Annotated in this window: 9 protein-coding genes; 6 read left to right on the top strand and 3 right to left on the bottom strand. The window is 73.5% G+C overall.

The window, feature by feature from the left end:
- The first annotated feature begins 1 nt into the window (after position 1).
- From ACLBX8_RS03025 to ACLBX8_RS03005, 5 genes are all read left to right on the top strand, one after another.
- Positions 2-973, top strand: coding sequence for a DUF1839 family protein (locus tag ACLBX8_RS03025; RefSeq protein WP_447697872.1), 972 nt, complete (start codon positions 2-4; stop codon positions 971-973).
- Between the two features lie 8 nt (positions 974-981).
- Positions 982-3,417 (top strand): glycosyl hydrolase 2 galactose-binding domain-containing protein, encoded by a 2,436-nt coding sequence (locus tag ACLBX8_RS03020; protein WP_447714607.1) that lies wholly within the window; start codon positions 982-984, stop codon positions 3,415-3,417.
- Complete coding sequence (locus ACLBX8_RS03015; RefSeq protein ID WP_447697870.1) at positions 3,407-5,191, top strand: alpha/beta fold hydrolase; 1,785 nt, start codon at positions 3,407-3,409, stop codon at positions 5,189-5,191. The genes ACLBX8_RS03020 and ACLBX8_RS03015 overlap by 11 nt, the downstream gene beginning before the upstream one ends.
- Entirely contained in the window at positions 5,188-6,471 is a 1,284-nt protein-coding gene (locus ACLBX8_RS03010; RefSeq protein ID WP_447697869.1) for a hypothetical protein, read from the top strand. The genes ACLBX8_RS03015 and ACLBX8_RS03010 overlap by 4 nt, the downstream gene beginning before the upstream one ends.
- A 64-nt stretch (positions 6,472-6,535) precedes the next feature.
- Positions 6,536-7,360, top strand: coding sequence for an alpha/beta hydrolase (locus ACLBX8_RS03005; RefSeq protein ID WP_447697868.1), 825 nt, complete (start codon positions 6,536-6,538; stop codon positions 7,358-7,360).
- Positions 7,361-7,432: 72 nt separating this feature from the next.
- Here ACLBX8_RS03005 and cydB read toward each other — a convergent pair whose 3' ends face one another.
- Together cydB and ACLBX8_RS02995 are read right to left on the bottom strand one after the other, a co-directional pair.
- A complete protein-coding gene (gene cydB / locus ACLBX8_RS03000; RefSeq protein WP_091978443.1) occupies positions 7,433-8,446 on the bottom strand; it encodes a cytochrome d ubiquinol oxidase subunit II in 1,014 nt (337 codons plus the stop codon).
- Positions 8,447-8,450: 4 nt separating this feature from the next.
- Positions 8,451-9,893, bottom strand: a complete 1,443-nt coding sequence (locus ACLBX8_RS02995; RefSeq protein WP_447697866.1) for a cytochrome ubiquinol oxidase subunit I — start codon at positions 9,891-9,893, stop codon at positions 8,451-8,453.
- Positions 9,894-10,077: 184 nt separating this feature from the next.
- Here ACLBX8_RS02995 and ACLBX8_RS02990 point away from each other — a divergent pair, with 184 nt between their 5' ends.
- Positions 10,078-10,890: a universal stress protein gene (locus tag ACLBX8_RS02990; protein WP_447698138.1), complete on the top strand. Its 813-nt coding sequence runs from the start codon at positions 10,078-10,080 to the stop codon at positions 10,888-10,890.
- 48 nt (positions 10,891-10,938) lie between these two features.
- Here ACLBX8_RS02990 and ACLBX8_RS02985 read toward each other — a convergent pair whose 3' ends face one another.
- Entirely contained in the window at positions 10,939-11,889 is a 951-nt protein-coding gene (locus ACLBX8_RS02985; protein WP_447697865.1) for a substrate-binding domain-containing protein, read from the bottom strand.
- Positions 11,890-11,916 lie beyond the last annotated feature (27 nt).

Here is an 11,916-nt window from a genome sequence, read left to right as displayed (position 1 = left end):
GGTGACCGTCGCGCTGCGCCTGCCGGAGGGTCTCGGAGCCGCGGGACCCTACGTCCCGCACTCGCTCCACGATTCCGGCCGCGACTGGCCGGAGACGAACTGCTACGTCGACCTCTGGATCGAGCTCCTGCACGGACGCGGCCTCGTGCCGGAGGCGATGCTGGGCTTCACCGTGAGGCAGGATTTCGAGGGCGACCAGTTCACCTTCTTCAAACCGCCGACCGGCGATATCGAGCGCCTCTACGGTCTGGAGGTGCTGGAACTCGCGGTCTACGGCGGCCTTGAGAACCACGCCGTGATCCAGGCCGCGGCCGGCCGGCCGGTGCTGGTCGAGGTCGACGCGATCTACCTGCCGGACACCCAGGGGACCACCTACGGACGCGAGCACGGCAAGACCACGATCGGGATCCTGGCCATCGATCCGGCCGCGCAGGAGCTCGATTACCTGCACAATGCGGGTCGCTTCCGCCTCGCCGGGAAGGATTACGCCGGGATCTTCGGGCCGGCGACGCTGCCGCCCTACGCCGAGTTCGTGAAGACCGTCGCACCGTCGCTTGGCCCGGCGGATCTGCCGGCGGTCGCGCGCGAACTGCTCGTCCGGCATCGCGCCCGGGCGCCCCGGCGCAACCCCGTCCTGGCGTTCCGCGACACCCTCGCGGCGACGGCCGCCGAGCTGGTCGTCCGGCCGCTCAGCGTGTTCCACGCCTACGCCTTCAACACGACGCGCCAGCTCGGCGGCAATTTCGAGATGCTCGCCAGCCATCTCACGTGGCTCGAGGCCCGGGAAGCCGGCGGATTCGGGCCTGCCGCCGCGGCCGCCGCGGACCTGAGCCGCGAGGCCAAGGCCTTCCAGTTCCAGCTCGCCCGCGCGTTCCATCGCCGCTCGGCCGAGGGCCTGGCGCCGCGCCTCGACCGCCTCGCGGCGACCTACGACCGCGTCTTCGCGGATCTCGACCGCGCGCTGGACCGCTGAGAGGCGTCATGGCCCGCATCCGCAGCGTCGACGACCGCGCGCCGGAGGTCCGATTCGGGCCCTGGCGGCTCGCCGCGACGCCGGCGGGCGCCTGCGCGGGTCCCGGCGATCTGGACGGGGTCACCGACTGGATCGTCGCCGAGGTTCCGGGCACCGCCGCCGGCGCCCTTCGAGCCGCCGGACGCTGGAGCGAGGCGGCGCCGGAGCCGATCCACGACCGCGACGTCTGGTATCGGACACGCATTACCGGTTCCGGGCCTGCCCGGCTGCGCTTCGGGGGCCTCGCCACCCTCGCCGAGGTCTGGCTCGACGGCGTCCCGGTCCTGTGCGCCCGCGCGATGTTCGAGGAGCACGTCGTCGACGTGGACCTTGGCGGCACCTCCGACCTCGCGCTGTGCTTCCGCGCGCTTCGGGCGGAACTCGAACGCCCGGCCAAGCGCGGGCGCTGGCGGCCGCGGATGATCACGCCCGGGTCGCTGCGCCACGTGCGTACCAGCGTCCTCGGCTTCATGCCGGGCTGGTGTCCCGAGATCGACCTCGTCGGGCCCTACCGCCCGATAACCGTCGAGCCGGTCGGCCCCCGCGCGAGCGCCGCGGATGTGCGTACGACCCTCGACGGCGACGTCGGCCGGGTGGCCTTGCGCCTGCGGGTCGACGGTCCGGTCGGCACCGTCCTCCTCCGGTGCGGCGGCGGCGAAGCCCCACTCGCGGAGGTCGAGCCGGGCCTGTTCGCGGGCGCGCTGGCGCTGCCCGGCATCGCGCCCTGGTGGCCGCATACCCACGGCGCACCGAACCTTCACCCGGTCGAAGTCCGCGTCGACGGGGCGCAAATCGACCTGGGCCGCGTCGGCTTCCGGACCCTGTCGCTCACGCGGCCGTTCGCGGAGGGGCTCGCGCTGGCCGTGAACGGCGTGCCGCTCTTCTGCCGGGGCGCCATCTGGACGCCGCCGGACCTCGTCGGGCTGGGCTCGGACGGCACCCGCGCCTTGCTCGAGCTGGCGCGCGAGGCCGGCATGAACATGCTGCGCGTGCCCGGGACGACGCTCTATCCGGCCCCGGACTTCTACGATTTCTGCGACGAGCTCGGCATCCTGGTCTGGCAGGACCTGATGCTCGCCAACTTCGACTACCCGCACGCCGAACCCGCCTTCGCGGCCGCGCTCGACCGCGAGTTGACCGGATTCCTCGACCGCACGCAGACCGCGCCGTCGCTCTGCGTGGTCTGCGGCGGCAGCGAGGTCTGGCAGCAGGCGGCGATGCTCGGGGCACCGCGCGCCGTCTGGGCCGACGCCTACTGCGCGGACACGCTGGCGGAGCGGGTGGCAGCGCGGCGGCCCGATCTCGTCGTCGTGCCGAACTCGCCCTCCGGCGGCGACCTGCCGTTCCCGCCGCGCGGGGGTTGCACGCACTATTTCGGCGTCGGCGCCTATCGACGGCCCCTGGAAGATGCCCGCCGGGCCGAGGTCGGCTTCGCCAGCGAGTGCCTCGCCTTCGCCAACCCGCCCGAACCCGGCACGCCGGGCCCGACCGGACCGGCCGACCCGCTCTGGCAGGCCGGCATCCCGCAGGACCGAGGCGCCGACTGGGACTTCGAGACGGTGCGCGACCACTACGTCGGCGCGCTCTACGGCGTCGATCCGGCGACCCTGCGCGCCGAAGACCCGGACCGCTACCTCGAGCTCGGCCGCGCCGCGGTGGCCGAGGTCATGGAGGCGACTTTCTCCGAGTGGCGCCGGCCGCGCTCGCCGACGGCCGGCGGCCTCGTCCTGATGATGCGCGACCTCGCGCCCGGAGCCGGCTGGGGCGTGATCGACTGGACGCAGCGCCCGAAATCGGCCTGGTACGCGCTGAGGCGCGCCTTCCGCCCGGTCCAAGTCCTCCTCACCGATGAGGGCCTCGACGGCCTCCATGTCCACGTCCTCAACGAGACGGCGACGGCCCAGGCGCTAACGCTGTCCCTGATCTTCTGCGCTGTGGCGGGCCGCGTCGCGGCGCGCGCCGAGCGCGATCTCGTGGCCGGCCCGCGGGCGGCGCTCACGTTCACCTCCGCGACCCTTCTCGGGCGCTTCTTCGACGCCACCGACAGCTACCGATTCGGGCCCCGGACCCACGATCTCGCGCACGCGCGGCTGACCGACGCCGACGGGCGCGTGATCGCCGAGAGCTTCCACGTCCTGAGCGCGGGGCCGCTCGACCGGTCGGCCGTCGGCCTCCGCGCCGAAGCTGTCGCGACCGAGGCGGGGCCGGGTCTGCGGATCAGCACCGAGCGCTTCGCCCGCGGCATCCAGGTGCTGGCCCCGGGGGCACGGCCGACCGACAGCGGCTTCCACCTCGCCCCGGGGTCGAGCCGGATCATCACCTTCGCGGAGGCCGCCCGGCTCCCGCGCGGGCGCGTGCGGGCCATCAACAGCGACGAGATCGTGGAATTCGGTCATGACGGGTGAAGTCTGGTCCGAGGCCGCGGTGTCGGTGCCGGTGACCTTCGACGGGCTGTTCGGGTGGCTTCATCCGGCGGCCGGGACGCGGGGCGTCGTCCTCTGTGGGGCCTACGGTTTCGAGCAGATGGCCGCGCATCGGCCCTGGCGCTCCCTGGCCGAGGGCCTCGCCGCGGCGGGCTGCCCGACGCTGCGCTTCGACTATCCGGGCGAGGGCGACTCGGCCGATCTGGACGAGGCGCGGGTCGCTGGCTGCGTCGCTGCGGTGCGTGGGGCCATCGCGTACCTGCGCGCGACGACCGGCGTCGCGGAGATCGTCGTCGTCGGCCTGCGGCTCGGCGCGACCTTCGCGGCTCTGGCCGGCGAGGCGGAGGCCGTCGACCGCCTCGTCCTGCTGGCGCCGGTCACGACCGGGCGCGCGTATCTGCGCGAGATGCGGCTGCGGGCGCAGACGATCGGCCGCCTGCCGGACGGGTCCGCTCCGGCGCAGGACCCGGACAGCCTCACCGTGGGCGGCTTCCGGATGGAGGCGGCGTTCCTCACCGATCTCGCCGACCTGAACCTCGCGCGGCTTGCGCGGGCGCCGGCCCGCCACGCGCTGCTCCTCGCACCCGAGACCAAGGCGCTGGCCGCGCACCTCGGCGCTCTCGGCTGCGACGTGGCGACGGGAGCGTTCCCGGGTCTCGCGGCGCTCGTCGCCGATCCGATCTTCTCGGATGTCCCGACCGCGGATTTCGCCCGCGTCATCGGCTTCGCGACCGACGGGATGGCGGCCGCCGGGCCGCGACCCGGCGGCATCGCCATCGACGGGCGCCGGAACGGGCTGACCGGACCGGGCTGGGCGGAGGCGCCGGTCCGCTTCGGGCGCGGCCTGATCGGCATCCGCTGCCAGCCCGACCGGGCGGAAAGCGCGGCGCCGACGATCCTGTTCGTCTCGACGGGCATGAGCGTGCATTCCGGATGGGGGCGCCAGACCACGGATCTCGCCCGGCGCCTCGCCGCGGAGGGGATCGCGTCGGTCCGGTTCGACCTGCGCGGCATCGGCGACAGCGACGAGCGGCCGGACGGCCGCAAGCCCCTCTTCGCCGGGGACGGCTTCGCCGACGTCACGGCGGCGGTCGACCTGATCGCCGGCGCGGGCGGCCCGATCCTGTTGGTGGGCGGGTGCAGCGGCGCCTACGCGGCCTTCCACGCGCTCTGCCGGGACCGCCGGATCGACGGCGCGCTCCTGCTCAACCTCTACTGCTTCGACTGGGATCCGGATCAGGACCTCGACCAGGTCATCCGGCAGACCTTCGGGAGCGCGTCCACCTACGCGGCCCTGCTCAAGCGGAGCGCGACCTGGCGCCGGCTGATTCGCGGCGAGATCCGGATCGCCGCCATCGCCTCGGTCCTCGCCCGGCGCGGCATCGAGGCCGGGATCCGCCGCCTGCGCCGGGCTCTCCGCCCCGGTCCGCTCGGGGGCTCGCCCGCCCGGCGGGTCGCGGCCCTCCATCGGCGGGGCGCGGAGATCCGTCTGCTCTACAGCGCGGGCGATCCGGGCCTCGCGGCCGTCCGCCGCCATCTGGGACGCTCGCCCGGACCGGCCGACCGCCGTGTCGGAGCGCCCGTGACGGTGGTGCCGGGCGTGGACCACAATTTCGGCTCCCGCGTGGCCCAGGCCCGGGTCGCGGAGGCGCTGCAGGACCTCCTGCGCGCCGTCCGCCGCGCTCACGCGACGCGCACCGTCGCGGCGAAGGCCGCCGCGCCGGAAAGCGGTCTCACCCTGGCGGGCCGAACGTGACCCGTCTCACGCGCCGGTCGGCCCTCGCCCTGGCGGCGGGCGCCCTCGCGGCCGGTCGGGCCGCCGCGGCCGAGCCGCTGCACCGCTGCGAGGCGCTGATCGACTCGATCGGCGTCAACGTGCATCTCGGCCATCGCGGCACCCCCTACGTCGACCGCTTCGCCGCCTGCGCCCAGGCGCTCGACGAACTCGGGATCCGGCACCTGCGCGACGACATCGTGCTCGTCGGCGACGAGCCGGCCGGGCAGTTCGAGCGCATCGCCGATCTGGCCGACCGGGGCTACCGTTTCAGCCTGATCTTCTACGACGGGCTCACGCCGGGGCCGCGGGTGCCGCCGGAGCGCTTCGCCGAGATCGCCGGCTGGGCCGGCGACGGGCTCATCGTGGCGGAGGGCGGCAACGAGCCGCCGGTCGCGGCGCGGCCGGGCCTCGCGCGGCTCTCGGCCGATCATCAGGCGGCCCTGTTCCGCGCGGTGAGGGCGGACAGGCGGGCCGAGGCCGTGCGTGTGGCCGGACCGAGCTACATTCAGAGTAACGTCGCGGCGGCGCAGAACCTCGCGGCGGTCGTCGACCTCGCCAACATCCACGCCTATCCCGGGGCCGAGCACCCGGAAACCGACGGCGGCGGCAGCCTCGCGCGCTTCGTCGCGGCCGCGCGCCCGGTCTTCGGCGACGCGCCCGTGATCGCGACCGAGAACGGCTACCACACGGCGCTCGCCACCGGGAGTGCCCACCTGCCGATCTCACCGGGGCTGCGCGCCCGCTACCTCCCGCGGATGCTGCTCTGGAGCTACCTCCAGGGCGTGCGGCGGACCTACCTGTACGAGCTGATCTCCAGCTTCGACCGCGGCGACGCCGATCCAGAGAGCCGCTTCGGCCTTCTCGCCCACGACGGTCGCGCCACACCCGCCTTCGCGGCGGTGCGCAACCTCGTCCGGCTGTTCGGCGCCCCAATTGGCGAGATCGCCGCCGTTCCGGCCGACCGCGACGTCACGCTCGGCAACCCCGTTCCCGATCTCGTCACCGCGCGGTTCGCGCGGCGGGACGGGGCGACCCTCGTCCCGATCTGGCTCGGCCTCGATGGCTGGGACCGGCGCAGCCGGGCCGCCCGGCCGGATCTGCCGGCGCGAACCGCCGAGCTCCGGCTGTCACGGCAGCCCCGGCGGGTGCGCCTCCATCGCTTCGACGACGACGGCGCCGTGAGCGTGGTGGAGCTTCCCGCGGACAGGCGGGTGCCGGTCCCGGTCACGGACCGCCTCGGCGTTGTCGAGCTCACCTAGGGTCGCCGCCGACGGAGTCGTTCCGTGACGCGCCCGATCTCCGATTCTCGCGGAGGCCTGATCCATGCTGAGCTACCTGGGTGACACGATCGTCGGCCTGACCCTCGCGGTCCTGAACGCGCTGGCGCCGCTCGAAGTCCACGTGGACAAGGGCGTCCCCTATGCCGACGGGAGCGCGCACCGCGCCGACATCTACCGGCCAGCCGCCGGGAAGCCGCGTCCGGTCGCCGTGTTCCTGTACGGCGGCGGGTGGCGGACCGGATCGAAGGACGAGGTTGCCTACGTGGGCGCGGCCTTCGCGCGGCGGGGCGTCGTCGCGGTCATCCCCGAGTACCGCCACGTGCCGGCGGCGAGCCTCCAGGACATCCTCGCGGACAACGCCGCCGCCGTCGCCTGGACCCTCGCGCACGCGGCCGAGTACGGCGGCGATCCCGCCCGCGTCACCGTCGTGGGGCATTCCTCGGGGGCCTGGGCCGCCGCGATGCTGGGCCTCGACGCGACTTGGCTCGAGCGGGCCGGCTCCAGTCCCGCCAAGCTCGCCGGGATCGTCGGGCTGGCCGGACCCTACGCGACTTCGGCGCTGACCGATCCGCTGGATCGCCAGGTGTTCGCGGACAGCGATCCGGCCCTGCAGCCGATCAACCACGCCGCGGATCCCCATCCGGCGATGCTGCTGGCCACCGGCGCGGCGGATCTCGACGTCAACCCCGCCGGAACCCTGTCGCTCGACCGGGCGCTGCGCGGCTTTGACGGCAGGGAGACGATGAAGATCTACCCGGGTCTCGGGCACGGGCAGATCGTCCACGCGATGAGCGTCCCGTTCAGTCTCCGGTACTCGGTCGCGGACGACGTCGCACGTTTCGTCAAGGGCGCCCGTGCCGGCCCGTGAGGCCGAGCGCGCGAGGGCAGGGACCGGCGCGGCGCGCCGATCCCTGCGTCCCCATTCGACGGGCCGCGGGTCTCAGTGATAGCCCGGCGCGCCCGCCGCGACCTTGCCGCGGAACAGCCAGTAGACGTAGCCGGTGTAAGCCAGGATCATCGGGACCAGGATCACCGCGCCGGCCAGTAGGAACGCCTGGCTGCTCGGGTGGGTCGCCGCGTCCCAGATCGTGACCACCGGCGGGACGATCATCGGCCACAGACTGATGCCGAGCCCGACATACGACATGAGGAACAGGCCCAGGGCGCAGAGGAACGGCGTCACTTCGGCCCGCCGATCGAGCGCGACGAAGAAGCGCCACGCCAGCAGCGCGACGAGCGCCGGCACCGGCGCGGCCAGGGCGAGATTCGGCCAGGACAGCCACCGCGCGCGGAACGCGTCGCTGAGGATCGGCATCGCCGCCGAGACGACCACGATGGCCGCCAGCGTGACGAGGCCGAGCCGGCGCGCGAGCCGGTAGGCCCGGAGTTGGAGCTCGCCCTCAGTCTTCCAGATCAGCCAGCAGGCGCCGAGCAGACCGTAGCCGGCGACCAGGGCGGCCCCGGTCAGCACCGAGAACGGCGTCAGCCAGTCCCACCAGCCGCCCGCGTAGGCGCGACCCTCGACACGGATGCCCTGGACCAGGGCCCCGAGGCAGATGCCCTGGCAGAAAGTCGCCACGTAGCTGCCCCACGAGAAGGACCGGTCCCAGGTCCGCTGGCTCGCGGGCGAGGCCGCGCGGAACCGCATCTCGAAGGCGACGCCGCGGAAGACCAGCGCGAGGAGCATCAGGATCAGCGGCATGTAGAGCGCCGGCAGGATCGTGGCGTAGGCCAGCGGGAACACCGCGAACAGCCCGCCGCCGCCGAGGATGAGCCAGGTCTCGTTTCCGTCCCAGACCGGCGCCACGGTGTTGACCATGACGTCCCGGTCCGCCTTGCCGCGCACCGCCGGGAAGAGGATGCCGACCCCGAGGTCGAAGCCGTCCATCACCACGTAGAGGAAGACCGCCGTGGCGATGAGGAGCGCCCAGATGAGCGTGAGATCGAGGGGCATCGGGCTACTCCGCGGGCTGCGCGAGGGGGCGGCCGGCAGTCGGAGCGCCGGCGACGAGGGCGGGGGCGGGCGTGATGCCGGCGGTGCGGATCGGCTGTCCGGGCGGCGGGCCGGGCTCGTGGGCGTGCGGCGCCTGATTGAACAGGTGCAGGAGGTACCAGATGCCCGCGCCGAACACCGCGAGGTAGACCGCCGCGAAGGCCGCCAGCGAGGCGGCGACGGCCGGGGCCGCCACCGGTGACACGCTGTCGACGGTGCGCAGCGCGCCGTAGACGGTGAAGGGCTGACGCCCCGCCTCGGTCACCGTCCAGCCGGCCGTGACGGCGATCAGGCCGGACGGCCCCATGCCGACCGCGAAGCGGTGCAGCCAGGGCGCGTCGTAGAGCCGCCCGCGGTGGCGCAGCCAGAGCGCGGCGAGACCGAGGGCGATCATCAGCAGGCCGAGGCCGACCATGATCCGGAACGACCAGAACACCAGGGGGAGGTTGGTCGGCCAGAGGTCGCGCGGCATGTCGTTGAGCCCGCGGACCTCACCGTCGAGATCGTGGGTCAGGTAGAGGCTGGCGAGGCCGGGAATCTCGATCCGGCCCTGCACCGTGCCCGCCTCCGCGTCCGGCCACCCGAACAGGATCGCGGGGGCCCGGCGCTCCGTCCGGAAATGACCCTCCATGGCGGCGACCTTGGCGGGCTGGTGCGCGTAGGAATTGCCGCCGTGCAGGTCGCCGATCACCAGCTGGGCCGGAGCCACAGCGGCGGCCATCCACATGGCCATCGAGAACATCAGCCGGGCCCGGGGATTGGCCCGGTCCCGCAGCAGGTGCCACGCGCCCACGGCGCCGACGATCATCGCGGTGGTGAGGTAGGCGCCGGTGACCGTGTGGGCGAAGCGGTAGGGGAAGGACGGGTTGAAGACGATCGCCCACCAGTCGGCCGGGTTGAAGCGGCCGTCCGGCGCGACGACGTAGCCGGTGGGTGTCTGCATCCAGGAATTGGCCGACAGGATCCAGAACGCGGAGGTCAGGGTGCCGACGGCGACGAGGCAGGTCGCCAGGAAGTGGAGCCCCTTGCCGACCCGCTCGAGGCCGAACAGCATGACGCCGAGGAAGCCCGCCTCCAGGAAGAAGGCCGTGAGCACCTCGTAGCCGAGAAGCGGCCCGAGCACCGGCGCCGTCCGGTCGGCGAAGACCGACCAGTTCGTGCCGAACTGGTAGCTCATGACCAGGCCGGACACGACGCCCATCGCGAAGGCGACCGCGAAGATGCGGAGCCAGTAGCGGTAGGTGTCCAGATAGACGGCCTTCCCGGTGCGCAGCCAGAAGCCTTCGAGCACGGCGAGATAGCTCGCGAGCCCGATGGTGAAGGCCGGGAACAGGAAGTGCCAGACGACGGTGAGCGCGAATTGGGCTCGCGCGAGATTGACTGCACTCGGCAGTTCGAGGGCGGACATCGCGGTCTCCAGGGGACGAACGCGGCAGCTCTGCCCTGGCCCGGATCGCGACGCGTTGATTCAGCTCAAGGCCGGTGCCGTGAATCTGAGGGCGTCGGCGCGATTGCGCTGGATCAAGGCCCTCGCCCGCGCGTCGGGCGAGACTTTGGCGCGGGGGCCGGTCACGGCTCACGAGGAGATCGCCATGTCCTACGCCAACATCCTGGTATCCGTGGATTTCGCCGAGTCGACGCCCGAGCGTGTCCGTCTCGCTGCCGCGCTGGCAGGCCGCTTCGATGCGAGGCTCACTGGCGCCGCGGCCGCCGAGGTGCCGGCACCGCTCTTCGCCCACGACATCCGCGACGCGCAGGCCCAGTACGAGCGCGCGAAGGCGAAGATCCTGCAGGAAGTCGAGCGCGCGGAGGCCGTCTTCGCCCGCTGCGCCGGCGCGGCACCCCGCACCGCGTGGCGGGGCGGCACGGACCGGCCCTTCGCCCATCTCGTCGAGAGGGGCCGCGCCGCCGACCTGATCGTGGTGGGCGGCGCCGCCGCGACCGAGATCGATCCGAGCCCGTTCGGCGTGGCGGTCGTGCCCGTCCTGATGGAGGCGGGGCGTCCCGTCCTCGTTGTCCCACAGCAGAACGTCGGGGAGCCGGGCCACCGCATCGTGGTGGCCTGGAAGGATACACCGGAGGCGCGGCGGGCGGTGTCGGGCGCCCTGCCGTTCCTGCGCTCCGCCGATGAGGTCTTCATCGTCACGACCGGTCAGGGGGCCCGCCTCGAGGGGGCTGAGGAGGTCGCGGATCATCTCAGGCTCCACGGCGCGGCGGTCACGACCCATCTGCTGACCACGGCGGTGTCCGACGGGGAGGAGATCCTGCGGTTCGCGCGCGACCGGCAGGCCGACCTGATCGTCATGGGTGCCTACGGCCACTCGCGCCTCCGGGAATGGGCCTTCGGCGGCGCAACCCGCGACATCCTGCAGGCGAGCACCCTCTGCTGCCTCATGGCGCACTGACGGGCCGAACCGGCGCCGGGACGACTGGCGTTTGCCCGCCGGCGCGGTCTAGCGCGAGAAGTGCGTGGTCGACATGCGGTCCGTGATCAGCTCGGACGGGACCCAGTCGCTGGGCGGAACCGGCTCGCGACGGATCAGCGCCAGGGCGTCGTCGACCGCGCGCCGGCCCTGGACGCCCGCGTCCTGGAAGACCGTCACGGCGAGGCGCAGGTCCTGCATCGCCTGCATGCCCTCGGCGGTCGCATCCACCCCGCCGATGCGGATCCGGCCCGCCGGAATCCCGGCAGCCTCGACCGCCTCGGCGGCGCCGAGCGCCATCTCGTCGCTGGTCGCGGCGATCGCGTCGATGCCGATGCCTCGGGCGAGCCAACCGGCGACGATGGCCCGCGCCGTCGCGCGGCTCGCATCCGTCGCGGCCTCCGCGACGAGGCGGAGGCGCGGGCTCTCCGCCAGCACCTCTCGGGCACCCCTGCTGCGGAGCGCCGAGGCGGGATCGGTGGCGCTGCCCGCGAGGATCGCGACGCGTCCGGCCCCACCCGACATCTGAGCGAGCTTGCGCATCTGCAGCCGCCCGGCGACGAGATCGCTCGGCACGACCTGGGTGACGCGTCCGGCAAACCAGTCGGTCCGTGCGCCGTGGCCGATGAGGACGAGCGGTACGTCGGCTTCCAGGGCCAGCCGGATGATCTCCTCGCGCGCCGCGGAGTCGACCGGCACGACCACGAGGGCGTCGGCTCTCTCGGCGATCAGCCGCCGCGCCTGCGCGATCTGCTCGTCGCCCGCACCGTCGGGCGCGTAGGCGAAGCGAGTCGCGACGCCCCGCGCGCGCGCCTGCTCGTCGAGGCCGTCGTGCAGGCGCCGGGCGACGCCTGCCGGTGTCAGGAACGCGATGGTGGTGGCCGAGGCCGGCAGCGCCCAAGCAGCGAGAGCGAGGACGAGGGATCCCCTCCGGAGCGACCCGCCGATCGAGCGGCAGCGTGCCCACTCGATCCAGTTCATGCGGCCAGTTCCGTCCCGCTCTCAGCG

The organism is Methylobacterium sp. D48H (genome assembly GCF_053345715.1).
The sequence above is the reverse complement of the archived record's forward strand: the minus strand, read 5'-3'. Positions and strand labels throughout refer to the sequence as shown.